Source organism: Rhodococcus sp. 105337 (assembly GCF_012844225.1).
Taxonomy (GTDB): Bacteria; Actinomycetota; Actinomycetes; order Mycobacteriales; family Mycobacteriaceae; genus Rhodococcus.
Genome location: NZ_JABAGQ010000001.1, coordinates 164,842 through 189,235, shown reverse-complemented (window position 1 = coordinate 189,235; position 24,394 = coordinate 164,842). Strand labels below are relative to the sequence as shown.

The window sequence follows — 24,394 nt, the reverse complement described above, 5'->3', positions numbered from 1 at the left end:
GGATTCTCTCGTGCCGGATGCCGCGGTCGCAAAAATCATCGTGACCGGGGCCAGCGGCAATGTGGGATCCGCGCTGCTGCGTCGTCTCGCGCAGTGGCCCGAACCTCCCGAGATCACAGGGGTCGCGCGCCGGATACCTCCGGCGCGCGGCCCCTATTCTTCTGCGCGCTGGTGTCGCGTCGACCTCGCGGAGCCCGAGTCGTACGGGGTGCTGCGGCGGCTGATGTCCGGCGCCGATGCCGTCGTCCACCTTGCCTGGGGATTCCAGCCGTCGCACCGGCGAGAATACTTGCGGCGCACCGCAGTCGAGGGAACACGCGCCGTGTATTCGGCGGCAGCGGACGCCGGCGTACCGCACGTGCTGCACATGTCCTCCGGCGCGGCGTACTCGCCGGGATCGTACGGCCGGCCCGTCGACGAGTCCTGGCCGACGACGGGAATACCCGGCTGTGCCTACAGCGTGGACAAGGTGGCGGCCGAAAGGGTGCTCGACGAATTGTCGGGTGTGCCGGGTGCGCCGGATCTGCTGCGGTTACGCCCGGGGTTCATCGGGCAATACGCAGCGGGGTCGGGCCTCGCCCGATACGTGCTGCCGGACGCGGTGCCGTCCGCGATCACCCGCCACGTCCCGGTGCTGCCCGTCGACCGGAGACTCACGATCCCCGCGGTGCATGCCGACGACGTGGCCGCGGCAATCGACTCGGCACTCCGACGTCGTGCGGTGGGCGCGGTCAACCTGGCCTCGCCGGTGCCCGTCGGCGCCGAAGACTTCGCCGCACCGTTCGGTTGCTCCACCGTCCACGTTCCCGCACGACTGCTCTCCGCGGTGGCCGACGCCGGTTGGCACGCGCGACTTCAGCCGGTTCAGGGCGGGTGGGTCGACCTGGCATACGCCACTCCCATGCTCGGATGCGAGCGGGCGTCCGCAGTGCTCGGCTGGGCGCCGCGGCATTCCGGTCCCGCCGTCTGGGCGGAGACGATCGCCGGCATGCGTGCGCGGGGCGGAACCTGCAGTCCGGTGTTGCGTGCGCGCACCGCGCGGGAACTTCTCGCTGTGCTTGTCGGGCGCGGCCCGATCGGGCGCCGGATTCCGCCTTGACCGGATCACACTGTGGGGGAGCTTGTTTCTCGATCGCCCGAGTTTTGTCGGGCCGCACGAAGGGGTACAAACCACTATGACCAACACATCGAGGCACGAGCCGCCGACCACCGGCTCCCGGGTAGCGGGATGGATCGGCTACGCGTGCGTTCTTGCGAGCATTGCTGTCGTCGCCATGGCGCTCTTCGCTGCAGGAGACGGGTTCGCCGGCTGGACGGTGGTTGCCGTCGTCATCGCTGCGGCGCTCCTCTCGGCCGGCGCGGCGTTGATCACGATCAATTTCCGTCACCGCCGGCTCCACGGTTCGGGTGGAACCCCGACCCACGAGCCGGGCGTCCTCGACTGACGCGGCGTACCCGTCGGACCGCTCCGGTGGATCAGCTCACGGGCTGGTCCACCGGAGCGATTTCGTCGAGGGACGCACGAAGCGTCGTCGAACCCTTCGACCAGTTGTCCAGCAGGTGGTGTGCGAGGCGGCCTTCGAGGAACTCCGCCGCCTCCGCGCCGAACACGATGTCGCTCGCGCAGCGGGGGTCGGCCGCGATCATGTCACCCACCACGTCGTGCCGAAGCACCAGTTCGTGCACGGCATCCGCTTCGATGTGCTCGGTGTAGAACGTGACGCACGCGGGGTCTGCGCCGAGACGTTCCAGGGCCGACGCCATCCGCCGGGCACTCGGAGCCGTGGTGATCTCCGCAGCGGTGAACATCCCCACGAGCATCGGCATGTGCGCCCGGTGCAGCCCGCAGAGCGACATGAAATTGACGGTCGCGAGGGTGACGGCCGGCACGGCGTCGAGATAGCCGAGGTAGCTCTCGTCGAGGTCGGCCGCTTTCAGCAGATCGGCGTACAGGCGGGAGTGCATCCTGTCGGCGCGACCACCGCCGTATTCGTCGAACTCGACCGCGACGAGTGCCGCTTTCGCACGTCCCCGCAGGCGAGGAATGGCGAACGCGTGCGGATCCGCTTCCTTCAGGTGGTAGATCGAGCGGTGTACGAAGAACTCGCGGATCTGGTCCCAGGTACCGCGTTCCGCCAGTTCGTGCGACACTCCCCAGGCGTCCTTCGGCTCGCGGTAGAGCGCGTCGAACGTCGCGTCCGTGTCGTCGCCGACCGGAACGTCGGCGCGCAACTGTGCGAGGAACAGACGCTCGAGGTCGGCGCGCAGTCCCAGGGGTCCCGGCGCCCACTCCCACGACGCGTCGACACCGTCGAAACCGCGGTAGTGCAACTCGTAGAGCACGGTCAGGGCCAGTTGCACGTCGTCGCCGTACGGGTCGGGCTCACCGACTGCGATCTGCCAGGCCGCGGCATCGGCGGGATGGGCCAGCCGTTCGACGACGGCGGCGGAGATCGGCCCCCGCGGGGTCGGCAGAGAAGCGGCGGACAGGTCACACGGCCGGATCACATCAGACATACGTGCCGGTTACCCCTGACGGGCTCGGCGGAAACGGGTACGTGTGCCCACCGGCGCAGGGGGTAACCGCTCGCTATGGCAGACGACAAGGAACGGAAACCGCAGACCATCGACTATCCGGGCGATACGACCGACATGGCGGAACGCCCCCGCGACGAGATGCGCGACTATCGCGGCAGGGACCTGCTCGCCGGCCGGCGAGCGTTGATCACCGGTGGTGATTCCGGGATCGGCCGGGCGGTCGCGGTGGCCTTCGCGAAGGAAGGTGCCGACGTGGCGATCGCCTACCTGGAGGAACAGGAGGATGCCGAGCACACCGCTGCTCTCGTGGAGGCGGAAGGACGCGCATGTCACCTGTACCCGGGAGATCTCGCGGACCCGGCTCACTGCCGCACGGTTGTCGCCGAGGCCGCGGCCGCCATGGGCGGTCTGGAGATCGTCGTCAACAATGTCGGTACCCAGCAGCCGGTCGACGACTTCGCGGAACTCGACGACGAACAGTGGCGAAGGACCTTCGCCGTCAATATCGACAGCTTCTTCCATGTCACCAAGGCGGCGCTGCCGCACCTTCCCCGGGGCGGCGCCGTCATCAACACCGCCTCGATCAACGGGTTGCGCGGGAACAAGACACTGATCGACTACTCGGCGACCAAGGGCGCCGTGATCGCGTTGACCTATTCGCTCGCGCAGGCACTGAGCGACCGGGGGATCAGGGTCAACTGTGTCGCGCCGGGACCGGTGTGGACCCCGCTGATTCCCGCGACGATGGACGCGGAGAAGGTGTCCGAGTTCGGTCAGCAGGCACCGTACGGCAGGGCCGCGCAACCCGACGAGATCGCGCCGTCGTACGTCTTCTTCGCCTCGGCGACGATGTCCTCCTATTACAGCGGGGAAGTGCTGGCTCCTATCGGCGGTGAGACGCTGCCCGGGTGACTGTCGGCCGGATTCGGCAAGAACGGTCAAGCGCGACCGCACGAAGGTCGTCAGACTTGTCCTATGTCCGAAACCCGGCTGTCCGAGCCCCGGCGCGACCGCTTACGTGAACTCCTCGACGCGGTGCTCGACGAGAACAACGTCAACCTCGAACAGATGGCGCAGGGGGCGTACGCGTCCCCCTGGCACTTCACACGCCAGTTCGGTGTCGGTACCGGGGAGTCCCCGGTGGCCCTGCGGCGGAGAGTGATGCTCGAACGCGCGGCCTGGCAACTGGCCAACGGCGCCGGTGTCACCGATGCCGCGTTCGGGGCCGGTTACAGCAGCGTCGAAGGGTTCGGGCGCGCGTATGCACGCGCGTACGGATATCCGCCCAGTGCGACGACGAGGACGTCGTCGCAGGACGGTCGTGCTCATTGGCTCACGGCACCGAACGGAGTGCATTTCCACCCGCCCATGAACCTGTGGCTCGAGGACGGGACCGTCTCCGCCGAGAGGCATTCCGGCTCGGAGGTCGTGGCGCACCTCGTGCATCACGACCTCGACGACACGCGCGCGCTGCTCGAATTCGCCCGCGAACTGGACGAGACGGAATACGAGCGCTGTCGTTTTCCCGGACTCGTGGTGCTCGAATGGGACGGGCCGGAGGAGTCGATCGGCCGCGTGCTCGGGAATCTCGTGTGGACCAAGGAGATCTGGCTCGCATCGATGGCGGGAGACGACCAACCCGACCGTGGTGGGCACGACCCGGAATCCCTCCTCCGCCGGTTCGACGAGGTCGCGACGAGATGGGCCGACGCCGTGCGGGACATCGACCGCCGCGGAGCATGGGGCGACCGGCTGATCGACGCACTCTGTGAGCCGCCGCAGAGCTTCGTCCTCGGTGGAGTCGTCGCACACGTGCTCACGTTCTCGGCGCATCGGAGGCAACTCGTCCGTCACATGCTTCGAGCCGCCGGCCGCAGCGTCGACCACGGCGATCCCCTCGACTGGCACTTCACTTCTGCCGCATTCGCACCCGGACCGGAAAGGACCACGCCATGACCCGCATGAGCTATTTCACCGCAAGTACTCTCGACGGTTTCCTTGCGACAGCCGATGATTCGCTCGACTGGCTGCTTTCGCGAGAGATCGACGAGGGAGGCCCTGCCGGGTATCAGGAGTTCATCGCGGGGATCGGAGCGATGGTGACGGGATCCACGACCTATCGCTGGGTGCTCGACCATGAGGGAATCGATAAATGGCAGTACGACATTCCGTGCTGGGTTTTCACGCACCGAAGCGACCTTCCGGTCGCGAGCGGACCGAACGGGCCGGGGGACATCCGCTTCACGCAAAGCGACGTACGCGAGGTCTACGCCGAGATGGCCGACGCGGCCGGTGGACGGGACCTGTGGATGGTCGGTGGCGGAGATCTGGCGGGCCAGTTCGCCGAGCACGGTCTGCTGGACGAAGTGATCGTCTCCATTGCTCCGGTGACCATCGGTGCGGGTAAACCCTTGCTGCCCCGGCATGTCGAGATGCGGCTGAGAGAACTCGATCGCAACGGAGAGTTCGCGGTGCTCCGCTACGACGTGCTGCGCGACGCGCACTGACGCATTCACCGGGAACCGGCGCGCCGACGACGGGAGGCTCAGGACCCGTCGATCGGGCTGTGTGCCCGGGGACGGACGCGGAACCGCCACGGGTACAGCAACCACGCCCATACGAACAGCAGGGTGGTCACTCCTCCGATGATGAGGGCGACGATGTCACCGAGAAGGATTCCGACCACGAGGACGACTGCGCCGGTGAGGGCAACACCGAGAAAGACGATGCCGGCGAGCGTGAACACGTGCGCGGTGGCAACGAGTCGCGGAAGTTGTCCGCGGCGAAACAGAATGCGATGCATCACGACGGGCGCGACGAGGAACACCGTAGCGAAGACGGAGGCGAGCAACGTCACGAGGTAGACGCCGTACTGATATGTGGACAGGTCGTCGAATCGGGCCTGGAACGGCAGGGTGAGCAGCAGGCCGGTGAGCACCTGGACGCCGGTCTGCACGACCCGCAGTTCCTGGAGGAGGTTCGACCAGTTCCGGTCGAGGCGTTCGATGGGCGTCTCGTTGCGCCCGTCCGGGCCTACCGCCTCGCGACCGAACCTGGAACCGGGGTCACCCGTGTCGTCCGGGGTGGTCACGGGGCGACCGGGGGGAGCGCAGAGCGCGGAGCGTACATACGATCGTATGGTGCCACCTTGTGACCTCGCTCACGCGCGGGTAGCGTCGGCGGGGACGGATGACACCACCCGCTGGGAGGGAGTTCGGCCATGAAGCTCAACCTTTTTGTCGCGTGGGTCGGATACGGATTGGTGCTGATCGCAGTACTGATGATCGCCCTGGCGCTGTTCGCCGCGGGCAGCGGCCACGAGGCAGGGGCTCTGGCCAGCACCGTCGCGGTGTTCGTGGCCTTGGCGCTGGCAGTCGGAATGATGGCCGGAACCGTCCGGCGAGACCGCAGGAAACACCTCGACACGCCTCACCTCTTCTGACGTGCAATCACAACTCGCGGTGGCCGGTCAGGCCTCCGCGAGTCGCCGTTTCTCGACCTCGATATCGAATGTCGGTTCGGGCCAGTCCAGGTCGAGCCGCTCGAACGCGTCGATCAGCAACTCTGTGACGGCAATACGGCTGTACCACTTGCGGTCGCACGGAATGACGTACCACGGCGCGAGGTCGGTGTTCGTCTTGTCGAGCATGTCCTGGTAGGCCTCTTGGTACTGCGGCCAGACGGCTCGTTCGGTCACGTCCGACGGGTCGTATTTCCAGTACTTGTCGGGTCGCTCGAGCCGTTCCGTGAGCCGCTTCTTCTGCTCGTCGAGCGAGACGAACAAGGCCACCTTCACGATGGTGGTTCCGGTGTCGGTGATCTCCCGCTCGAACTGGTTGATCTCGTCGTACCGCCTGCGCCAGACATTCTCGGGAACGAGGGATCGCACCCGTGCGACGAGTACGTCTTCGTAATGCGACCGGTCGAACACGCCGAGCTGGCCACCTCGGGGAAGGGCTTTGTTGATGCGCCACAGGAAATGGTGGCGCTTCTCTTCGGGGGTGGGGACTCCGAACGCGGTGTGGTCGACTCCCTGGGGATCGACGTGGCCGATGACGTGGCGCACCATGCCGCCTTTGCCTGCGGTGTCCATCCCCTGCAGGATCAGCAGCACCGACCGGGGGTCTCCGCTGCGTCCGTTGGCGAACAGCTTTCCTTGCAGGTCGGACAGGACCGCGCCGCGTTCCTCGAGGAGGCGTTCCCCGAGGGCCTTGTCACCGTCGAATCCCGGTGTGCTGTTCGTGTCGAGTTCGGCGACGCGGGTTCCGGGACCTGCTCGCAACGCCTTGACCACCGGAGTGTGCCAGGGCGCTTCGTTTTTCGTTCCCATGCGACGAGCCTGCCATACGGCGGGGCATCAGGCGGGATGGTCTCCGTAGGGCGGCCTGGAGATGCCGTCGACCATGTGACTGCCCCACAGGTCCGTTTCGGTGATGCGGGCGACTGCCGGCCCGTCGGATCCGGGCACCGTGATGGTCACCTCGGTTCCGGGACGGAGTTCGGTTCCGGGCGGGAGCGACTCCGCGAGGCGTCGTAGCCTGCCGCGCCACACATGGCGGCCGAGCAGGGGATCGAAGCGGCCCGACAGTTGCACGTCGATCGTCGCACGCTCGTCGGCCACCACGACGTCGGCGGGCCCTCGGTAGCCGGCGGCGTCGTCGTGGTCGGTATCAGGCTCTGACATGCCCCGGACTATACGTGCAACTCTTGGTAACAGTAAAGCGGTTCGGGGGATGTCCGTTCAGCGCGCCGGATCCTCGGGCAGCAGCGGATGGGGCTGGGATTTGAACCGCTTCGGCGAACCCGCCACTGCGGCAATTCCCGTGATGCCGCCCCACACCATCATCGTGAGGTAGTCGATCAGGTCCTCGGCTGTCATCGATTTGTTCGAAATCCACCAGTGCGTGGCGAGCTGGATCGAACCGACGATGCCGTACGCCCAGGGCACCGACCCGCCCGAGTCCATTTCGAGCAGACGAAGCCGCTCACCGAGGACGGTCGCCACCAGTTCGGCGATCATCCGTTCGGAGTCGGCGACCACGTCACGGCTCGCAGACGAACTGTTCGACATGACGTACAGGTAGACCTCGGGATCGGTGCCGACCGTTTCGACGTACGCCGAGATCGCCACTCGGGTCAGTGCGTATTCGTCGAGATCCTCGGCGACAGCGGCATAGATGCGCGGGGCGAGAATCGTCTCGACGTACCGCATCATCGTCGCGCTCGTCAGGTCGTTCTTGTCGGTGAAGTACCGGTACAGAACGGTTTTGGAGACACCGATCTCGGTCGCGATCTCGTCCATGCCGATGTCGTGCCCGCGCGCCCGGATGGCGTTGATGGTGCCGTCCACGAGCTCCTCGCGCCGGGCGATCTTGTGTTCGTGCCACCGGCGTTTACGGCCGTCCTGCTTCGTCGGTAGGTCCTCGGTGGTGCGGGAGGACGAAGGCGTCTGGGGCAGGTTGCTTGACACTGTGCGGCACATCCGTTCGGTTCGATCGTCGGCTCAGTCTACGGTGAGCGCCTCGCCCGCACCGGTCATGCGTCGCGCATTCGCGCCCGCAGGGCAGAACTTGGGCACAATCGAGGGGTGCAGTTCATGAATATCGATGATGACGTCAAACGCCGCGACCTCCGCCGGATGAAGACGGTCGCAACCGGGTTCCTGGTCGTGGCTGCCGTCATCTACCTGTTCTGTCGATGGCAGGAGACCCGCGGGGCGGGTCCGTGGGTGGGGTATGTGCGCGCCGCGTCGGAGGCCGGGATGGTCGGCGCGCTCGCCGACTGGTTCGCCGTCACCGCGCTGTTCCGGCATCCGATGCGCATTCCCGTCCCGCACACCGCGATCATCAAGAAGAAGAAGGATCAGCTCGGCGCGAGCCTGAGTTCGTTCGTCGGCACCAATTTCCTGGCGCCCGAGGTGGTCTCGGCGAAAGTCGAATCGGCGCAGATTCCCCTGCGTGTCGGGACATGGATGGCCGAACCGGCGCACGCGGAGCGCGTCGCGAAGGAAACCTCCACGGTCCTGCGTGGAGTGGTCGGTGTGCTGCGCGAGGACGACATCCAGCAGATCATCGACAACACGATCGTCAAGCGGATCGCGGAACCGGAATGGGGACCGCCGCTCGGGCGCGTGCTCTCCGAACTCGTCGAAGAAAATCGGCATCTGCCCCTGGTGGAGATGCTGGCCGAACGCGCACACCAGTGGGCTATGGGCAGCCAGGAAACAATCGACCGGGTCATCAGCCGGGATTCCCCGTCGTGGTCGCCGAAGTTCGTCGACCTGCTGCTCGGAGAGAGGATCCACCGTGAACTCGTGGAGTTCACATGGAAGGTCCGATCCAACCCGGACCACGAAGTGCGCCTGGCGGTCAACAAGTTCCTCGCCGACTACGCACGTGATCTGCAGAGCGACCCGGCGACGATCGCCAAAGCCGAAAAGGTCAAGGCCGAGATCATGGGCCGCGACGAAGTGACCCAGCTGGCGGGGGCTACGTGGCGTACCGCGAAGCGGATGATTCTCGATTCGGTCGACGATCCGAACAGCACGCTGCGCACGAAGGTTGCCGAGAACGTCATGGCTCTCGGTGTCCGGCTGCGGGAGGATCACGAGTTGCGCACGAAGGTCGACGGCTGGTTGCTCGACGCGGTGCGCTTCGTCGCGTCCAACTACGCCGACGAGATCACCTCGGTGATCCGCGAGACCGTCGAGCGGTGGGACGCGGAAGAAGCGAGTCGCAAGATCGAACTCGCGGTGGGCCGGGACCTGCAGTTCATCCGCATCAACGGCACCGTGGTCGGTTCCTTGGCGGGTCTCGCCATCTACACGATCTCGGAGCTGCTGTTCGCGTGATCCCGGTCACTTGCTAGCGGAGTGCTTGCTACAGCTAGCACCCGTGCGTACCGTGAGAGTCGTGTCCACCGATGACAGTCGAGACGACCCCCGCCCGGGCACCGGCAAGAGTGCGAGCAGTGCAGTGAGCCCGAGCAGTACCGGAAACCCGAGCAGTACCGGGAGCCCGAGCGACCGCCCCGACACCGGCGACGGTGTCGCGGACGGAAGCAGCGCCGGGCCGGGGGATATTGCGGCACGCGTGGTGAATTCTGCTGCGCAGGACATCGGAAGCTTCATACGGGCGCAGCGAGAAGGAGCGCAGGTTTCGCTTCGGCAGCTGTCGAAGCTGGCCGGCGTCAGCAACCCGTACCTGAGTCAGATCGAGCGTGGCTTGCGCAAGCCTTCGGCCGAAGTGCTCGCGCAGATCGCGAAGGGGCTCCGGTTGTCGGCCGAGGTGCTCTACGTGCGGGCCGGAATTCTCGAAGACCGGCCCCAGAGTGCCTTTCGGGATGCGCTTCTGGGAGATCCGCTCCTGACCGAGCGGCAGCGGCAAGTTCTGTTCGACATCTACGACTCGTTCTGCCGTGAGAACCAGGCGGCTCTCACCGAGACGGCACCAGAAGCCGGGAGCGACATCCGGCACCAGACAGACTTCGACGAGGAGAACTGACATGACCGATCCGAACGCAGCAATCCGTACCTCACTCTTCGCGGCCGTCGGCGCAGGCGATGCCGTCGTGCACGCGGTGGCCGACGTCGTCGCGCAGGTTCGCGAGCGCGCCGAAAACGCACAGGTCGACGTGAACGACCGCGTCGGGACCGCGCGCGAGAAGCTCAACACCCTTCCGGCCGACCTGACCGAGACCGTCGAGTCCCTCCGGGAACGCCTCGCGGGTCTGCCCTCCGAACTCCCCGAAGACATCGCAGAGCTGCGAGAGCGATTCACCGCCGACGAGCTGCGCAGCGTGGCCGAGGCGTACCTCAAGGTGGCGTCCGACCTCTACACCGCTCTCGCGGAGCGTGGCGAGCAGACCATCGAGCGCCTCCGCAAGCAACCCGCCGTCGAAGAAGGTCTCGAGCGGGCCGAGGCAGCGTTCGGAGATGCCGTCGAGCTCACCGAAGAAACGCTGGGAACAGTGGCGCGCCAGACGCGTGCGGTCGGCGAACAGGCTGCCAAGCTCGCGGGTCTGGCGGCCGGCCGGATCTCCGACACCAGCGAAGGCGTCGGCGAAGCCATCTCCGACGCCGGTGACGAAGCCGCGCTCCGGGTGCTCGAACTCGGAGATCAGGCGCGAGAGGCCGGATCCGACGCCGCGAACCGCGTCGACTCGGCGAAGTCCGAAGTGGGCAAGACCGCCGATGAGATCACCGAGTCGGTCGAGGATGCGGTGGCGCCCGAGCCGGTAACGCCCGTCACCACGACGCCCGCGAAGAAGGCTCCGGCAAAGCCGGCCGCGAAGGCTCCCACGCAGCCGGCCGCGAAGGCCCCGGCACAGCCGGCCGCGAAGGCTCCGGCGAAGCCGGCGGCCAAGGCTCCTGCTCGTCCCGCAGGCAAGACGCCCGCCAAGAAGGCCGCGCCGCGCAAGTCCAGCGGCTCCTGACGGCCGGCCCGTTCCGACCGGCTCCCGCGCCTCACCGCGCGGGAGCCGGTTCTCGTAGACTGGGGGAGTGACGAATGTCGATTCTCTCGCCGGTTTGATCATCCTCGTACTGCAGGTCATCGCGATCGCGGGAGCCGGGTTCGCGCTCTTCCATGCTGTTCGCCAGCCCAAGGAAGCATTTCCCGCCGTCGACAAGCTCACCAAGCCCGTATGGCTCGGCATCCTGGTCGCAGCATTGCTGGTGCTGATCCTGTTCGGCGCTGTCGGCCTGCTCGGCATCATCGCGGTCGTCGCGGTGTGCGTGTACCTCGTGGATGTACGGCCGCGCGTCGAAGAGGTTCAGCGCCGCCGCTGGTAGCCCGCTCGGTCACCGCTCCCGGTCGCTCAGGACCGCTCGTGCCTTGACAAGTGTGATCCAGATAATGACACTTCGAGTAACGGGTAAATCTCCGAGACGAGGCGGTCGGCCATGACTCTCACCCGCACGAACCGAGCACGCGACACCCACGCCGCTGCCGCGACGAGCGACAACACGCACGACGCCGAACGGCAGGAGACCGCGCAGCGGCTTCTCGAGTCGTCCGCGCGACTGTCCTACGATCCGGCGCTCGAGATCGACTGGGACGCCCCCATGCTCGAGGGCAGATACGGCATGACCCCCGAATGGTGCAGCCTCTACGGCACCGACCTGTGGGAACGCATGACCGAGGAACAGCGCATCACCCTCACCAACCACGAAGCGGCGAGCATCGCCGGTACGGGCATCTGGTTCGAGATGATCCTCATGCAGATGCTCGTACGCGATCTCTACCGCCGCGACCCGTCGACGCCGTACGTCCAGTTCGGGCTCACCGAGATCGCCGACGAATGCCGGCACTCCGTGATGTTCGCGCGGTCGGCACAGCGGTTCGGCGTGCCCTCGTACCGGCCCAAGCGCTGGATCCGGGAAGGCGGGCGCATCTTCAAAGCGGTGGCCAACGGCGCCCTCGCCTACGGTGGCACCCTGTTCGCCGAGGAAATCCTCGACATGATGCAGCGCGACTTCATGCGGGACGAACGGGTTCAGCCACTCACCCGCACGGTCAGCCACATCCACGTCGTCGAGGAGTCACGGCACATCCGTTACGCCCGCGAGGAGACACGGCGCCGAGCGGGGCGTGCCACACGGCTCGAGCGCGCGTGGATCCGTCTCCATCTCGGTGTGAGCGCCTACTTCGTCGTCACCAGCCTGGTGAACGACCGCGTGTACGCCGCAGCAGGACTGGACGTCGCCGAGGCGAAAGCCGCAGCGCGGGCGAACACCCACTACCAGGACAGACTGAGGCTCGGGACCCGCCGCACGATCGAGTTCCTCGACGAGGTGGGCTTGGTCGGCGGCCCGTCGACACTTCTGCTGCGCAAGGCCCACGTCCTCTGAGACACAGTCCTCTGAGACACAGTCCTCTGAGGCCCGGCCCTCTGGCGCCCGGTACACCACCGCACCCGCACGACAACACAACAGGAGAACGATCAGTGAAGAAGCCGTCCCGTACGACGTGGCCGATTGCAGCCGGAGTGGCACTCGCCGTCGGAGTCGCGGCAGGGGCGGCCGCCTCACGGCGGCGGCGACGCACCGTCGTCCGCGCGGAAGACGTCTCGCCGCACGCGCTTCTCTCGCCCCCGTCCCTCGAGCCGGACACGATCGAGGTCCAGACCGACGACGGGGCACGCCTGAATGTACTGGCCTACGGGGATCCCGAGGCGCAGACCCTGGTCTTCTGCCACGGCTGGACGTGCAACGCGGCGTACTGGACTCCGCAGATCAACGCGTTCGCGGAGAACTACCGGGTGGTTGTCTACGATCAGCGAGGCCACGGCAACAGCGACGCGGGCGCACGGCCTCTCGGAGCGGACGTGCTCGCTGACGACCTCAACTCGGTGCTCGACGCCACCGTGCCGGCCGGGCGCACAGCGATCCTCGCGGGCCACAGCATGGGCGGCATGAGCATCATCGCGTGGGCCGAGAAGTATCCCGACCAGGTCGACCGTCGCGTCGCCGGTGTACTGCTGGCAAGCACCGGCACCGACAATCTCGTCGCGGATTCGGCGATCGTGCCGCTACCCCAGCGCTTTCCCAAGGTGCCCGTGCCGGTCGCCCGGCGCGTGATGGGTGCGACCGTTCCGCTCGTCGAATCGTCCGTGACCACCCGGGCGCTGCGCTACATCGCGCTGTCGCCGAACGCGAGTGGCGCGGAAGTGGCCTTCTGCCAGCAGATCGTGCTCGGCTGCCCGCCGCGCACCCGCGGCGGCTGGGGACACGCACTCAGTGCACTCGACATCCACGAGGGCCTGCAGAACCTCACGGTGCCGACCACCGTCCTCGTGGGCACCGCCGATCGCCTCACCCCGCCCGTCCATGCCCGGCGACTCGCCGCCGTACTCGAAGAAGCAGGCAACCTCGAGCGGCTGGTCGTGCTCGACGGTGTGGGCCACATGAGTTCGGTCGAGGCGATCGACCGCGTCAACGACGAACTGCTGCATCTCGTGGGGAAGGCGCAGGCGCTCGTCGGCTGAGCGGCCGGCGCCGAGGGGCGGAAGCGAGCGCCGGGACGGCCGGAATCAGCTGAAGACCACGGTCTTGCTGTCGTGCACCAGAACTCGATCCTCGAGGTGCCAGCGCAATCCGCGGGCGAGCACGAGCTTCTCGACGTCGCGGCCCTGGCGCACCATGTCGTTGACGCTGTCGCTGTGGCTGACCCGGATGACGTCCTGCTCGATGATCGGCCCGGCGTCGAGTTCGGCGGTCACGTAGTGGCAGGTCGCCCCGATCAGCTTCACGCCGCGAGTGAACGCCTGGTGGTACGGGCGAGCGCCGATGAACGACGGAAGAAAGCTGTGGTGGATGTTGATCGCGCGACCCGCCCAGTGCTCGCACAGCGACTGCGGCAGCACCTGCATGAAGCGAGCGAGCACCACCGCGTGCGGATCGTGGGCGTCGACGAGTTTGCGTACCTGTTCGAACGCCGGTCCCCGCTCGGCGGGGTCCTTCGGGAACGACACGTAATGGAAATCGATGCCGTGCCGACGCGCGACGGACTCGAGTTCCGGATGATTCCCGATGACCGCGCACACATCGGCTTCGAGTTCGCCGGCCGCGACCCTGCCCAGGATGTCGTGCAGACAGTGCGCTTCCTTGCTGACGAGAAGCACGACACGCTTGCGCTTGCCGGTGTCCGAGAGTGTCCATTCGGTTTCCGGGCCGATGGCCTCGGCGACCGCGGCGAATTGGGCGCGCAGTTCCTCGATCGAGAACGGGATCGACGAGGCGCGCACAGCCTGGCGTGTGAAGAACCAGCCACTGTCCTGGTCGGCGTGGTACGCCGCTTCCATGATCGAACCGCCGACGTCCGCGAGGAAGGTCGAAATCCGGGCGACGATCCCGGTTGTGTCCGGGCAGCCCAAGGTCAGGACGTAGCGGCGGTTGTCGGTCGAGGAAGCAAGCGTCATGGATCCGATTCTCTCAGGTGCCCCGAATCCGTTTTCCGCGGACGGGGTCCTTCGGCCTCACATCGGCGGCGGAGGGCGCCGGACGGTCGCGGTGCCGAAGAGAGTAGTGGCGTCGACGGTGTGTATACCCCGCGCGGTGATCGTCTCGGCCAGGTCCTGCTTCACCGAGTCCACCTGCCCCGCATCCAATCCGGACAATGCCATCCGCCATCCGGTGCCCGCGACGAGCGCCCAGCACAGGTCCTCGGTCGCCGGGATCAGGTTGGACAACGTCCGGACCTCGACCGAGTGGGTACCGGCGGCGGCGAGCCACGTCTCGAGTGCGGTCGAGGTGTCGATGCGGCGCAGCGGTGAGCGGTCGTATTGCGGCGCGCGCTCGGCGAACTCGGGGGAGTGCCGGGCGGCGACCTCGAAGACCGCGTCCCGCAGGTCGCTCATCGCGTCCGCCCGCCATACCGTGACCCCCACGCGTCCACCGGGCCGAACCAGGCCCACGAGCCGTGAGAACGCGGCGTCCATATCCGGGAGGAAGAACACTCCGTAGGAGATCGCGAGGGCGTCGTAACCGGCTTCCGGTACGTCGGAGGGCGCTTCCCACAGGGTGACGTCGGCGCACACGAAATCGATGTTGGTCAGGGCGCGGGTCTCGGCGACCAGGCGGCCGCGCTCGAGCAGGTCGTCGGAGAGGTCGACACCGTGTACCCGCCCGGTGGGCCCGACCGCCATCGCGGCGGGAACAGCCGACGCGCCGGCGCCGCAACAGGCGTCGAGGACGGTGTCCCCGGCACCGACTCCGAGCTGGAAGACGAGCGCCTGGCCGGCCGGTCCCCACAAGGTGGGCGTGAGTATCTCGAAGTCGGTGCTCGCGGCATCGAACGTGCGCGCGGTCTCGGCGACTCCGCTGCCATCCGGGTGGTTCGCCCCGGTATCGGGTGGACGATTCTCCTCGGTGTTCACGACCCTGCCCCGCCGAGTTCGTAGAACGCGGACGGATACCGGAACTCGCCCGTCATCTCCGGCCGGTAGCCGGTGAGCGGGCGCGCCTGCAGGTGCGACGCCCATTCCGGAACGTCGGGGGTGATCCCGAGATCCGCCGCGGGCACGAACCCGAACCGCGGGTAGTAGTCGAGGTGGCCGAGCAACACGACGATCGACTCGTCGAGCGCGTCGGCAGCACCGAGCACAGCGTGCATCAGAGCCGAACCGATCCCGAACCTTGCCATGTCGGGGAGTACCCCGATCGGCCCCAGCGCGAGGGCCGGATACCCGCCGACATCGCCGCGGGTCGCACAGACGTGACCGACGATGCCGTTCGTCGCGTGCTCGCACACCAGTGAGAACGGGGGCAGCCAGTGGGGCCCGGTGCGGAGGGTGTCGACGAGGCCGGGCTCGACCGGGACGAGGCCGGGCGGGGTGACGGCGGCGAAGGCCCGGCGATGAACCTCGTACACAGCACCCGAGTCCGACGGCAGTTCCCGGCGAATGATCACCCCGCAAGTCTGGCCGCACCGCGCGTGACCGGCAACCGCTTTCGCGGTGTGGAAAGCTGGCGTCATGTCCGACACCACGCTCACCCGCTCGCGGGTCGCCGCGATGATCGACCACACCCTGCTGGCTCCGGAGGCGTCGTCGCAGGCGGTGCGCGCCCTCGTCGACGAAGCCCGGGAACTCGGCGTGTACGCGGTGTGCGTGTCGCCCTCGATGCTTCCGCTCCGCGCCGAGGGCCTGGTGATCGCGACCGTCGCCGGTTTCCCCTCGGGCAAGCACCACTCGCTGATCAAAGGGGCGGAAGCCCGCCTCGCGGTGGAGGAAGGGGCCCGCGAGGTCGACATGGTGATCGACATCGGCGCGGCTGTGGCAGGGGACTACAACGCGGTTCTCGCGGACATTCTCACCGTGCGCGAGGCGATCGGGTTCGATCCAGTGCTCAAGGTGATCATCGAATCCGCTGCGTTGTCGGACGAGGCGATCGTCGAGGTGTGCCGCGCGGCCGCGAATGCCGGGGCGAACTTCGTGAAGACCTCGACGGGTTTCCACCCCGCCGGTGGTGCCACCGAGCACGCCGTGCGGCTGATGGCGGAGACGGTCGGTGGCCGTCTCGGTGTCAAGGCGAGCGGCGGAATCCGCACGGCGGACGCCGCCGTCCGCATGATCGAAGCGGGCGCGACGCGCCTGGGGCTCTCGGGGAGCCGGGCCGTCCTCGACGGCTTGCCCGACTGACCGCCTGTCACACGAGCACGCCGCACGAACCCTGGTCCTGCTGCTGCTGTGCTCCTTCCGGGTTCTCCGGGAGCACGTAACTGCCGCCCTCGAGGGTGAGTTCGACGCCGGCGTCGGTGACGGACACGGCGGTCGCCTTCATCCCGAGCGGGTACTGCTGCAGCCCCGAGGTCAGGATCTCCACGATCCCGTCCACGAGCGAGGTCGGCAACCCGAAGCCGAGAACCGAGGCGTCGACCGTCTGGACGGCGACCGCTCCGTCGGTCACGGTGGGCCGCACCGTGAATTCCGCGAGACCGTCCCCGCCGACGACGAACGTCAGCGTCCCGGCGGCGGGATCGGCGGTGACATCGCTGACCAGTCCGCCCACCGACTGCGCTTGCACGGTCGCGAGGATGCCGCTGGTGGGCCACGTGACCTCGGCGCTGGAGCTTCCGATGGTGCCGGCACCCTCCGCGGATTCTCGCAGGTCCACGTTCCGGACGACCGCGTGCACCTGCATCTCCTCGGCGGGGCCGAACGCGGTGTCGTCGCTGTCGAGGGTGACGGACGGAACCTGCTTGTCGACGAGCTGCAACAGGACAGGTTTCCAGCTCAGGTCCACGTCCACACCGGTACCGAGTTCACTCTCGAACGACTGAGCCAGGCAGGTCGTTGCGCGATTGCGGACATAGACCTCGGCGCCCACGAGTACCGCGACGAGGGCGGCGACGAGAACGACGGCGATCGTGACGAGTCGGGTGCGGTTCCTTTGCGTCATGGTCGAGATTGTTCAGCACAAGTCTGAGGAAGCTATGAGCACACGCACACTCGTTGGCCCGAATCTGTGAGCTACACCACAGGAGTTCGGTAGGCTGGCGGCCATGACAGGGTGGGCGGATTCAGAGAGCGGCGCATCCGGGCAGGTCGATCCCGACAGCCTGTTGCGGCAGCTCGCCGTGGCTCAGGCCGGGTATTTCACCGCGCGTCAGGCTACCGGGAACGGTATCGGTACCGACGGCTTCCGGCCCCGCATCGAAGCGGGTCTGTGGATCCGGATCGACACCGACCTGTTTCGGATGAGCGACAGTCCGCAGACGAAGTTCGACGAATTCGCACGGTGGTGTGCCTGGTACGAAGGCGCCGCGGTCGTCTCACACCAGAGCGCCGCCGACCTGCACGGCATGGGGCACCTGCAGCCACGCTTCCTGCACCTGTCCACGCTGGATCAGCGCACGGTCCCGAGCAATCGGCTGGCGCTGCACCATCGGGTGCTGTCGGACCGGGACTGCGAAGTCGTCGGATGTTTCCGCGTCACGACACCCGCGCGGACCGCTGTGGACCTCGCTGCCGGTGGCGTGTCGCAGGAGGTGCTCGACGAACTCGTGGGAGACGCGATCACACTCGGGCGTGTCGACTCCGACGAACTGCACGCCGCGGTCGCAGGGGAGCCCGCCACCGTGGCCGATCGCATCGCACTCGCATTGCTGTCCGCCGGCTGACCGGCAGCAGTCTCGCTTACACCGGGGCCATCGCGGGGGCGACGACACTCCACGGCACCGACAGCACACAATCGCGCATGCGACGGCGCTGCGCCTGCACCGGCACCCCCTGCTCGCGGAGATGCTCGAGCGTCGCGCGCCACCGAACCCGAGGACCGAAGGATGCGTACGGAGCGGCCGTGGCCCATGCCCGATCCGCTGCCTGCAACAACTCGTGGATGCCTTCACCCTGGATGTTCCTGTGGATCAAGGCCTTCGGGAGTCGTTCGGCGACATCCGACGGCGTGGACACATGGAAGGGACTCCATGCCAGGGTCAGCGAGAGCGGACCGTCCTCGTCGAGCAGGACCCACGCGCAACGGCGGCCGAGTTCGTCGCAGGTTCCGTCGATGAGCAGCCCGCCGGGGGCAAGTCCGGCTCGTAACTGTGCCCAGGCCGAATCCACCGCATCTTCCGGATACTGCCGAAGCACGTTGAATGCGCGCACGAGGTTCGGGCGTAGTCCCGCGAGTTCGAACCCGCCACGCGCGAACTCCACCCCGTCGCGCCCCGGTACCACCCGGTCGGGATCGATTTCGAGGCCCACCATGCGCACATCGGGGCGCACCGTCCGGAGACGGGCCGCGAACTCCAGCGTGGTGACCGGCATCGCGCCGTAACCCAGATCGACCACCAGGGGATGGGCTGCCTCCGCGAGCGCGCCCACAACGGTGGGGTCGTGCATCGCCCAGCGGTCGCTGCGCCGCAATCTGTTGATCCCGGTGGTGCCGCGAGTGACGACACCGACCGGGCGCTGTCCGCGCACCCCCGGGCTACTGCCGGCCGAGCCAGTCGGTGGTGATCGCCGCTTCGACGGCGAACACCTCGACGAGATTGGTCAAGATCAGGTCTTCGAGTTTTCCGCCGACGAGCGGCAGATGGACTTTTGCTTCGGACGTGGTGCGCAGGGTGGTCCCGTCCTCGTGACCGAAGAGGTCCATCGTGCCGGTCAGCCGCCCGGGGCCGGCCGGCACGGACGCTTCGTAGCGTCCCGAAGAGCGCTCGCCGAACGGGCCGTAGCTTTCCGTCCGGGTGATCACCATGTCTTTTTTCATGACGGTCCGGGCAAGATCGGGAAGATCGGCACGCGGGATGACATGGTGCAGCACGACGTGGATGCCGCTCTCGGAAACCGTGAATTCCTCGACGTGATTCTCGGAGTATTTGCGCATCTCGCGGGTGCGCGCTTCCCAGTGGTCGCGGTCGGCGAGCGCCCCGTAGACCCGCTCCGGTGGATACGGGAAGCGGGCAGAGTAGTCGATACGCCGGGACACGGCAGGTCAGGGTACCGCCCGGCCCAGGCTACGACGAAATCGTGGTCGGACCGTCAGGCAGAGCGGTCGCCTTCGAGCCACGACGCGGTGAAGGTCTGTTCCGCGGTGAACAGGCCGACGAGTTCGTCGACGATGAGACCTTCGATCTTGGAGCCCAGGAAAGGGATCTTCACCTCGACCCGGCCCTCGATCACGACCATCGACTCGTTGCCGTCGCCCTGGAGGGTGAAGGTGCCCTCCACGTGTCCGGGCATGCCGTCGACCCGTGCGGAGAACGTGCCCTGCGCGCGGTCACCGGTGAGCGGACCCCACGACTCCTGGCGGTGGATCACGAGGTCGCCCGGCCGGATGCTCGTCACGACGCTCGGCAGTTGCTCGGCCGGAATGGCCTGCTGCAGCGTGAGGTCGATGGTGCCGTCGCCGGTCTCGACCGACTCCACTGCTGCGCCGGGCCCGCCCACCTCCGTCAATCGGGTGTGCCAGTACTGCGGGTCGACGAACGCCGCGTGCACCGCTGCCGGCGAAAACGAGTAGGTCACAGAGTGGTCGATAGGGCTGCCCATGCGGGGCACGCTACCGTTTGCAGGTGCTCGATCCACGACTCAGGGCACGGCTCGCCGACGCGGGGGCCGTGATTTCCGAACATGTACCGCTGTCCACCCTGACGACGCTGCGTCTCGGAGGGCCCGCAGAATACCTCGTCGAATGCACCTCCACCGACGTGCTGGTGGAGGTGATCCGCCTCCTCGACGAGCAGAAGGTGCCTGTTCTGCTGCTTGCCGGCGGCTCCAACCTGGTGATCGGTGACGACGGCTTCGACGGTGTCGTGGTGCGCATCGCGACCAGCGAGATCACCGTGACCGAGTCGGTGGTGCGCGCGGAGGCCGGGGCTGTATGGGACGCCGTGGTCGAGGCGGCCGTGACCGCCGGAGTGGGCGGGCTCGAGTGCCTGTCGGGGATTCCCGGATCCGCCGGTGCGACACCGGTGCAGAACGTCGGTGCCTACGGCGTGGAGGTCGGGTCGCTCCTGCGCCGGGTGCGGCTGCTCGACCGTCGCACGGGTGAGACCGGGTGGGTCGAGCCCGCCGCTCTGGGACTCGGCTACCGGACGAGCATTCTCAAGCACTCGGACCACGCCGTCGTCCTGGAAATCGAACTCGATGTGCGCGCCGACGGGATGAGTGCACCGCTCGGGTACCGCGAACTCTCGGTCGCGCTCGGCGCGGAGCAAGGTGAACGCAGACCCACGGCACAGGTCCGCGACCACGTGCTGGGGTTGCGGCGCGGCAAGGGCATGGTGCTCGATCCGGCCGACCACGACACGTGGAGTGCCGGGTCGTTCTTCACCAATCCGGTCGTGCCGGACGAGCGCCTCGGCGGAGTGCTCGAGGCAATCGCTTCTCGCGTCGGACCGGACGTTCGTATTCCGCAGTACCCCGCGGACGGGGGCACGAAGCTGTCGGCGGCGTGGCTCATCGAGCGCGCGGGATTCGCGAAGGGATTTCCCGGGCCGGAGGCGCCCGCGAGCTTGTCCACGAAACACACTCTCGCACTGACCAATCGGGGTGACGCGACGACCGCGGATCTCCTGGCGCTCGCGCGGCAGATCCGGGATCGCGTCGAGGACGTGTTCGGAGTGCGCCTGCACCCCGAACCCGTCACCGTCGGCTGTGAGATCTGAAGCGGACTCGGTCCGCCGGACTACTCCGTGGTGCGGTGAAAACGTCCTGCGCTCGCCTGGTCACGTGGCTTGACGACGATCTGATCGAGATTGACGTGCGACGGCCGTGACGCCACGAAGCCGATGATCTCGGCGATGTCCTGAGCGACGAGGGGGGTGATCCCCTCGTACACCTTGTCGGCACGCTCCTGGTCGCCCTCGAAGCGCACCAAGGAGAACTCCGTCTCGACGGCGCCGGGCGCGATCTCGGTCAGGCGCACGGGCAAGCCGAGCAGTTCGCCGCGCAGCGTCCGGTGCAGTACGGCCTGGGCGTGTTTCGCGGTGGTGTACCCCGAGCCGTTGTCGTACGCCTCCAGCGCCGCAACCGAGGTGATGGTGACGATGAGCCCGTCGCCGGAGGCGATGAGCTTGGGGATGAGCGCCTTGGTGACCCGCAGCGTGCCGAGGACGTTGGTCTCCCACATCCAGCGCCAGTCGTCCTCGTCGGCTTCGGCGACCGTCGCGAGTCCCTTCGCGCCGCCCGCGTTGTTGATCAGGACGTCGACACGGGGAATGACGGTCGTGAAGGCATCGACGGAATCCTCGTCGGTGACGTCCAGTTCGAGTGCGGTGCCACCGATTTCGTCGGCGAGTCGCTCGAGCCGGTCGAGTCGGCGTGCTCCGACCACGACGTGGAACCCCTGGGCGGCGAGGGTGCGGGCGGTGGCCTCGCCGATGCCGGACGATGCTCCGGTGACGACGGCGATGCGGGAATCGGGGGAGATGGTCATGGCTCCGATCGTAATGTTGTGCACCCCGCAGGGTCCCCGGACGGGGACGCCGCCTCGGCAACGACCTGAACCGACCGCTCAGGCACCCGTGCGGTGCCGCACCCAGACGTTCGGCTCGACGTAGACCGCCGTGCCGTTCTCGACGTCGCAGTAGACGGGCGTGAGCGCGCCCGGCACCTCCACCGGGCAGGTCCGGTCGAAGGCGAGGCCCGTCCAGGCACGCCACTCCTCGAGCGTCCCTGGGATCACCATCGAGCGCGACGCCACTTGGTCGATCCTGCCTCCGGCGCGCACGTGCACCCGTAGCCACGGGTCGGCGGGCAGTCCGTCGGCGCGTACGGCCGCGGCGTGCTCGGTCATCGGCTGGTGCGGGTCGGTCTTGCCGCTGGGCCGTACCGGTGCCACCAGCTCGGCGTACCCGAGGCGGCGGGCGTTGTCGCGCAGCGCTGCCAGCACCTGGGAGGAGAGGCCGTGGCCCTGCATGTCCGGCCGGACCGCGATCTCGACAGCGGAGACGGCGTTCGGCTCACGGCCGCCGGGCAGCCGGCCCGCCAGGCCGCGGCGGACCACCCCATCCCAGCCGTCGGCCGGGAGATCACCACCGTCGAGGTGGAAGGGCACTGAGAACGCCTTGGCGACGACATCGCCGGTCTCGTCGAAGCAGACGAGCACGTGCTCGGCGAACAGGTCGAGCGCCGCGTAGTAGCCGTTGCCGATCGGGTCGTGGAGCATGAACTCGGGCCACGAACTCGGCATCGCCCACATGGCCTCCTCCAGCGAAGGTTCATCGGCCAGGACGACGCAGCGCAAGTTCACGAAACCATCATGCCCTCGAGCTGCTGGAGGGTGGCACCGACCCCCTGGCCTGCCGCGCAACTGGACACAGGTTCGTTCTGGTTATAAGTTTGGGCCCATGTCGGTCGGCCCTAGCTCCACTCCGCGCGTCACATACGTGACCGCCGCGTTGGGATCACGGCTGCCTCTGGCGCGCGAACTCTGTTGTCGCTGCTGCGGAAAGTAACTCCGCGCCGATCCTGATCCCGTTCTCACGGATCTCTTCACCGGACGTGGCCACACGTCGTCGGTATTCGGTGCGTCGACCTTCGTCTTTCGCCCTTCCCGGATGCCGATCACGCCCGGGGCCAGCAGCAAGGAACAGCAGTGAGCGCTCCCACTCTCTCCCCGTCCGCACTTCTCTCTCCGCGCCCGTCCGCACCACGTAGCGGTTCGCGCACCGTCGCACCGGCCCGCAGCCGCACTACGATTCGCACCTCGCAGCAGGTCAGGATCGTTCCACCCGATCTCAAGATCGCCGACGGTACGGGCGCCTCGGTCTTCCGGGTCGCCGCCCAGCGCGGCCCGATCTCCCGCGACATCATCGCGAAGGTCACCGGGTCGAGCATCGCCACCGTCAACCGCCAGGTCTCGGCGCTCCTCGCCGCGGGCCTGCTGCGCGAACGCGCCGACCTCGTCGAGTCCGGTGCGATCGGCCGCCCCCGGGTGCCGGTCGAGGTCGATCACGAGCGGTATCTCACCGTCGGCATCCACATCGGTGCCGTGACCACGGGCATCGTCGCGAGCGATCTGCGCGGGCGCATCATCGGGGCCGTCGAGGTGCCGACCCCGACCGTTGACCAGAACCTCGCGCTCGCGTCGATCACCGCCAGCGCCAGAGCTTTTGCGGCCCGCTGGCACCGTCGGACGCCCCTGTGGGTCGGCGTCGCGCTGGGAGGCCGCGTCGATTCGGTGACCGGGCTCGCCGACCACCCTCGCCTGGGATGGTCCGGTGCGCGGGTCGGTGCGGTTGTCGGGGGTGGGTTCGGTCTGCCGGTGTCCGTCGCCGCACACGTCGAGGCGATGGCGGCCTCGGAACTTCTTCTGACCCGCGACCGCGACGCCGCCGACCTCAAGGGCACGAGCCTGTACTTCTACGCACGGGAAACGGCCGGCGTCGCCCTCACTTTCGACGGCAAGGTGCACACGCCGGCCGGTGGGCCCGGGTCGATATCGCACTTGCCCACCGGCTCGTCCGCGTCGTGCGCCTGCGGTGCCACCGGCTGCCTCGAGGCGACGGTGAGCGACCACGCGGTCGCACAACGGGCGCGCGCCGACGGGATTCTCGGCGACGGCGACGAGACGACCGTCCAGGCCGTGTATCGCCTCGCGCGGGCAGGGTCGGCGCCCGCCCACGATCTGCTCGTCGAGCGGGCCACCGTCCTCGGGCGCACCGTCGGGATGCTCCGGGATCTGTTCAACCCGGACCGCGTGATCCTCGGTGGTCAGGCGTTCACCGAGTACCCGGCCGCGGTGCCGCACGTCGCCGATGCATTCGCTCGGTCGTCGACCCTGCCCCGCAAGGACATCCGCATCACGGGGTTCGGAAACCGGGTGCAGGCGCACGCAGCCGGGGTGGTGTCGCTGAGTTCGCTGTACTCCGACCCGCTCGCCGCCATGCGACGAGCGGCGGGGTAA

The 24,394-nt window shown here is 67.7% G+C and carries 30 protein-coding genes; 16 read left to right on the top strand and 14 right to left on the bottom strand.

Features of this window, described 5'->3' with window-relative positions:
• Nucleotides 1-10: 10 nt before the first annotated feature.
• Both HF886_RS00960 and HF886_RS00955 read left to right on the top strand, forming a co-directional pair.
• Nucleotides 11-1,099 (top strand): NAD-dependent epimerase/dehydratase family protein, encoded by a 1,089-nt coding sequence (locus HF886_RS00960; RefSeq protein WP_296549639.1) that lies wholly within the window; start codon nucleotides 11-13, stop codon nucleotides 1,097-1,099.
• Nucleotides 1,100-1,175: 76 nt separating this feature from the next.
• The gene (locus HF886_RS00955) at nucleotides 1,176-1,445 is read left to right on the top strand and encodes a hypothetical protein (RefSeq protein ID WP_169619336.1); all 270 of its coding nucleotides are present in this window, start codon (nucleotides 1,176-1,178) and stop codon (nucleotides 1,443-1,445) included.
• A 31-nt stretch (nucleotides 1,446-1,476) separates the two neighbouring features.
• Here the strand turns inward: HF886_RS00955 and HF886_RS00950 are convergent, their stop codons facing one another.
• Nucleotides 1,477-2,517 (bottom strand): iron-containing redox enzyme family protein, encoded by a 1,041-nt coding sequence (locus tag HF886_RS00950; RefSeq protein WP_169651290.1) that lies wholly within the window; start codon nucleotides 2,515-2,517, stop codon nucleotides 1,477-1,479.
• Between the two features lie 75 nt (nucleotides 2,518-2,592).
• Here HF886_RS00950 and HF886_RS00945 point away from each other — a divergent pair, with 75 nt between their 5' ends.
• The 3 genes from HF886_RS00945 (at nucleotide 2,593) to HF886_RS00935 (ending at nucleotide 5,045) form a co-directional block, all read left to right on the top strand.
• Nucleotides 2,593-3,450, top strand: coding sequence for an SDR family oxidoreductase (locus HF886_RS00945; RefSeq protein ID WP_169651289.1), 858 nt, complete (start codon nucleotides 2,593-2,595; stop codon nucleotides 3,448-3,450).
• 63 nt (nucleotides 3,451-3,513) lie between these two features.
• Nucleotides 3,514-4,494: a helix-turn-helix domain-containing protein gene (locus HF886_RS00940; RefSeq protein WP_206038456.1), complete on the top strand. Its 981-nt coding sequence runs from the start codon at nucleotides 3,514-3,516 to the stop codon at nucleotides 4,492-4,494.
• Nucleotides 4,491-5,045, top strand: coding sequence for a dihydrofolate reductase family protein (locus tag HF886_RS00935; protein WP_169619339.1), 555 nt, complete (start codon nucleotides 4,491-4,493; stop codon nucleotides 5,043-5,045). The genes HF886_RS00940 and HF886_RS00935 overlap by 4 nt, the downstream gene beginning before the upstream one ends.
• A 38-nt stretch (nucleotides 5,046-5,083) precedes the next feature.
• On the opposite strand, the gene HF886_RS00930 is transcribed toward HF886_RS00935, so the two are convergent.
• Entirely contained in the window at nucleotides 5,084-5,545 is a 462-nt protein-coding gene (locus HF886_RS00930; RefSeq protein WP_169619608.1) for a DUF6328 family protein, read from the bottom strand.
• Nucleotides 5,546-5,758: 213 nt separating this feature from the next.
• Between HF886_RS00930 and HF886_RS00925 the strand changes: the two genes are divergently transcribed.
• A complete protein-coding gene (locus HF886_RS00925) occupies nucleotides 5,759-5,980 on the top strand; it encodes a hypothetical protein (RefSeq protein ID WP_169619340.1) in 222 nt (73 codons plus the stop codon).
• Nucleotides 5,981-6,007: 27 nt separating this feature from the next.
• On the opposite strand, the gene HF886_RS00920 is transcribed toward HF886_RS00925, so the two are convergent.
• The 3 genes from HF886_RS00920 to HF886_RS00910 are packed head-to-tail and all read right to left on the bottom strand — an operon-like array spanning nucleotide 6,008 to nucleotide 8,020.
• On the bottom strand, nucleotides 6,008-6,868 hold the full coding sequence (locus tag HF886_RS00920) for a polyphosphate kinase 2 family protein (protein ID WP_169619341.1): 861 nt from the start codon (nucleotides 6,866-6,868) through the stop codon (nucleotides 6,008-6,010).
• A 27-nt stretch (nucleotides 6,869-6,895) separates the two neighbouring features.
• Nucleotides 6,896-7,222 carry a DUF4873 domain-containing protein gene (locus HF886_RS00915; protein WP_169619343.1) on the bottom strand — a complete coding sequence of 109 codons (327 nt, stop codon included), beginning with the start codon at nucleotides 7,220-7,222 and terminating at the stop codon, nucleotides 6,896-6,898.
• 57 nt (nucleotides 7,223-7,279) lie between these two features.
• Nucleotides 7,280-8,020, bottom strand: coding sequence for a TetR/AcrR family transcriptional regulator (locus HF886_RS00910; RefSeq protein WP_169619345.1), 741 nt, complete (start codon nucleotides 8,018-8,020; stop codon nucleotides 7,280-7,282).
• 114 nt (nucleotides 8,021-8,134) lie between these two features.
• Here HF886_RS00910 and HF886_RS00905 point away from each other — a divergent pair, with 114 nt between their 5' ends.
• The 6 genes from HF886_RS00905 (at nucleotide 8,135) to HF886_RS00880 (ending at nucleotide 13,524) form a co-directional block, all read left to right on the top strand.
• Entirely contained in the window at nucleotides 8,135-9,388 is a 1,254-nt protein-coding gene (locus HF886_RS00905; protein WP_206036429.1) for a DUF445 family protein, read from the top strand.
• Between the two features lie 229 nt (nucleotides 9,389-9,617).
• A complete protein-coding gene (locus HF886_RS00900) occupies nucleotides 9,618-10,040 on the top strand; it encodes a helix-turn-helix transcriptional regulator (RefSeq protein WP_346765044.1) in 423 nt (140 codons plus the stop codon).
• 1 nt (nucleotide 10,041) lies between these two features.
• On the top strand, nucleotides 10,042-10,971 hold the full coding sequence (locus HF886_RS00895; protein ID WP_169619349.1) for a heparin-binding hemagglutinin: 930 nt from the start codon (nucleotides 10,042-10,044) through the stop codon (nucleotides 10,969-10,971).
• 67 nt (nucleotides 10,972-11,038) lie between these two features.
• On the top strand, nucleotides 11,039-11,329 hold the full coding sequence (locus HF886_RS00890) for a DUF2516 family protein (protein WP_169619351.1): 291 nt from the start codon (nucleotides 11,039-11,041) through the stop codon (nucleotides 11,327-11,329).
• 111 nt (nucleotides 11,330-11,440) lie between these two features.
• Complete coding sequence (locus HF886_RS00885) at nucleotides 11,441-12,388, top strand: diiron oxygenase (protein ID WP_169619352.1); 948 nt, start codon at nucleotides 11,441-11,443, stop codon at nucleotides 12,386-12,388.
• Nucleotides 12,389-12,483: 95 nt separating this feature from the next.
• Nucleotides 12,484-13,524, top strand: coding sequence for an alpha/beta hydrolase (locus HF886_RS00880; RefSeq protein ID WP_169619354.1), 1,041 nt, complete (start codon nucleotides 12,484-12,486; stop codon nucleotides 13,522-13,524).
• Nucleotides 13,525-13,569: 45 nt separating this feature from the next.
• Here HF886_RS00880 and purU read toward each other — a convergent pair whose 3' ends face one another.
• The 3 genes from purU to HF886_RS00865 form a co-directional block, all read right to left on the bottom strand.
• Nucleotides 13,570-14,457: a formyltetrahydrofolate deformylase gene (purU, locus tag HF886_RS00875; protein WP_169619356.1), complete on the bottom strand. Its 888-nt coding sequence runs from the start codon at nucleotides 14,455-14,457 to the stop codon at nucleotides 13,570-13,572.
• 57 nt (nucleotides 14,458-14,514) lie between these two features.
• Nucleotides 14,515-15,306, bottom strand: coding sequence for a class I SAM-dependent methyltransferase (locus tag HF886_RS00870; RefSeq protein WP_346765289.1), 792 nt, complete (start codon nucleotides 15,304-15,306; stop codon nucleotides 14,515-14,517).
• 104 nt (nucleotides 15,307-15,410) lie between these two features.
• Entirely contained in the window at nucleotides 15,411-15,947 is a 537-nt protein-coding gene (locus tag HF886_RS00865) for an N-acetyltransferase (RefSeq protein WP_169651570.1), read from the bottom strand.
• A 64-nt stretch (nucleotides 15,948-16,011) separates the two neighbouring features.
• Here HF886_RS00865 and deoC point away from each other — a divergent pair, with 64 nt between their 5' ends.
• Nucleotides 16,012-16,677, top strand: coding sequence for a deoxyribose-phosphate aldolase (deoC, locus tag HF886_RS00860; RefSeq protein ID WP_169651287.1), 666 nt, complete (start codon nucleotides 16,012-16,014; stop codon nucleotides 16,675-16,677).
• A 7-nt stretch (nucleotides 16,678-16,684) separates the two neighbouring features.
• On the opposite strand, the gene HF886_RS00855 is transcribed toward deoC, so the two are convergent.
• On the bottom strand, nucleotides 16,685-17,437 hold the full coding sequence (locus HF886_RS00855; protein WP_169651286.1) for a DUF2993 domain-containing protein: 753 nt from the start codon (nucleotides 17,435-17,437) through the stop codon (nucleotides 16,685-16,687).
• A 103-nt stretch (nucleotides 17,438-17,540) separates the two neighbouring features.
• On the opposite strand from HF886_RS00855, the gene HF886_RS00850 reads away from it, so the two are divergent.
• On the top strand, nucleotides 17,541-18,158 hold the full coding sequence (locus tag HF886_RS00850; RefSeq protein WP_169619364.1) for a type IV toxin-antitoxin system AbiEi family antitoxin: 618 nt from the start codon (nucleotides 17,541-17,543) through the stop codon (nucleotides 18,156-18,158).
• Nucleotides 18,159-18,174: 16 nt separating this feature from the next.
• Here the strand turns inward: HF886_RS00850 and HF886_RS00845 are convergent, their stop codons facing one another.
• From HF886_RS00845 to HF886_RS00835, 3 genes are read right to left on the bottom strand one after another with little or no spacing between them, the layout of a single operon-like run.
• Nucleotides 18,175-18,963, bottom strand: a complete 789-nt coding sequence (locus HF886_RS00845) for a class I SAM-dependent methyltransferase (RefSeq protein WP_169651285.1) — start codon at nucleotides 18,961-18,963, stop codon at nucleotides 18,175-18,177.
• Between the two features lie 7 nt (nucleotides 18,964-18,970).
• Complete coding sequence (locus HF886_RS00840) at nucleotides 18,971-19,471, bottom strand: DUF2505 domain-containing protein (RefSeq protein WP_169619368.1); 501 nt, start codon at nucleotides 19,469-19,471, stop codon at nucleotides 18,971-18,973.
• Between the two features lie 53 nt (nucleotides 19,472-19,524).
• Nucleotides 19,525-20,034, bottom strand: a complete 510-nt coding sequence (locus tag HF886_RS00835) for a DUF2505 domain-containing protein (protein ID WP_169619370.1) — start codon at nucleotides 20,032-20,034, stop codon at nucleotides 19,525-19,527.
• A 71-nt stretch (nucleotides 20,035-20,105) separates the two neighbouring features.
• Between HF886_RS00835 and HF886_RS00830 the strand changes: the two genes are divergently transcribed.
• The gene (locus HF886_RS00830) at nucleotides 20,106-21,152 is read left to right on the top strand and encodes a UDP-N-acetylmuramate dehydrogenase (RefSeq protein ID WP_169651569.1); all 1,047 of its coding nucleotides are present in this window, start codon (nucleotides 20,106-20,108) and stop codon (nucleotides 21,150-21,152) included.
• A 20-nt stretch (nucleotides 21,153-21,172) separates the two neighbouring features.
• On the opposite strand, the gene HF886_RS00825 is transcribed toward HF886_RS00830, so the two are convergent.
• Complete coding sequence (locus HF886_RS00825) at nucleotides 21,173-21,922, bottom strand: SDR family NAD(P)-dependent oxidoreductase (protein WP_169619372.1); 750 nt, start codon at nucleotides 21,920-21,922, stop codon at nucleotides 21,173-21,175.
• Between the two features lie 78 nt (nucleotides 21,923-22,000).
• Complete coding sequence (locus HF886_RS00820) at nucleotides 22,001-22,738, bottom strand: N-acetyltransferase (RefSeq protein ID WP_169619375.1); 738 nt, start codon at nucleotides 22,736-22,738, stop codon at nucleotides 22,001-22,003.
• A 345-nt stretch (nucleotides 22,739-23,083) separates the two neighbouring features.
• On the opposite strand from HF886_RS00820, the gene HF886_RS00815 reads away from it, so the two are divergent.
• Nucleotides 23,084-24,394 (top strand): ROK family protein, encoded by a 1,311-nt coding sequence (locus HF886_RS00815; RefSeq protein WP_169651284.1) that lies wholly within the window; start codon nucleotides 23,084-23,086, stop codon nucleotides 24,392-24,394.

Coding starts and splice junctions, on each gene's coding strand:
- HF886_RS00955 (WP_169619336.1), top strand. CDS start 1,176: ATGACCAACACATCGAGGCACGAGCCGCCGACCACCGGCTCCCGGGTA.
- HF886_RS00950 (WP_169651290.1), bottom strand. CDS start 2,517: ATGTCTGATGTGATCCGGCCGTGTGACCTGTCCGCCGCTTCTCTGCCG.
- HF886_RS00945 (WP_169651289.1), top strand. CDS start 2,593: ATGGCAGACGACAAGGAACGGAAACCGCAGACCATCGACTATCCGGGC.
- HF886_RS00940 (WP_206038456.1), top strand. CDS start 3,514: ATGTCCGAAACCCGGCTGTCCGAGCCCCGGCGCGACCGCTTACGTGAA.
- HF886_RS00935 (WP_169619339.1), top strand. CDS start 4,491: ATGACCCGCATGAGCTATTTCACCGCAAGTACTCTCGACGGTTTCCTT.
- HF886_RS00925 (WP_169619340.1), top strand. CDS start 5,759: ATGAAGCTCAACCTTTTTGTCGCGTGGGTCGGATACGGATTGGTGCTG.
- HF886_RS00920 (WP_169619341.1), bottom strand. CDS start 6,868: ATGGGAACGAAAAACGAAGCGCCCTGGCACACTCCGGTGGTCAAGGCG.
- HF886_RS00915 (WP_169619343.1), bottom strand. CDS start 7,222: ATGTCAGAGCCTGATACCGACCACGACGACGCCGCCGGCTACCGAGGG.
- HF886_RS00910 (WP_169619345.1), bottom strand. CDS start 8,020: ATGTGCCGCACAGTGTCAAGCAACCTGCCCCAGACGCCTTCGTCCTCC.
- HF886_RS00905 (WP_206036429.1), top strand. CDS start 8,135: ATGAATATCGATGATGACGTCAAACGCCGCGACCTCCGCCGGATGAAG.
- HF886_RS00895 (WP_169619349.1), top strand. CDS start 10,042: ATGACCGATCCGAACGCAGCAATCCGTACCTCACTCTTCGCGGCCGTC.
- HF886_RS00885 (WP_169619352.1), top strand. CDS start 11,441: ATGACTCTCACCCGCACGAACCGAGCACGCGACACCCACGCCGCTGCC.
- purU (WP_169619356.1), bottom strand. CDS start 14,457: ATGACGCTTGCTTCCTCGACCGACAACCGCCGCTACGTCCTGACCTTG.
- deoC (WP_169651287.1), top strand. CDS start 16,012: ATGTCCGACACCACGCTCACCCGCTCGCGGGTCGCCGCGATGATCGAC.
- HF886_RS00855 (WP_169651286.1), bottom strand. CDS start 17,437: ATGACGCAAAGGAACCGCACCCGACTCGTCACGATCGCCGTCGTTCTC.
- HF886_RS00850 (WP_169619364.1), top strand. CDS start 17,541: ATGACAGGGTGGGCGGATTCAGAGAGCGGCGCATCCGGGCAGGTCGAT.
- HF886_RS00835 (WP_169619370.1), bottom strand. CDS start 20,034: ATGGGCAGCCCTATCGACCACTCTGTGACCTACTCGTTTTCGCCGGCA.
- HF886_RS00825 (WP_169619372.1), bottom strand. CDS start 21,922: ATGACCATCTCCCCCGATTCCCGCATCGCCGTCGTCACCGGAGCATCG.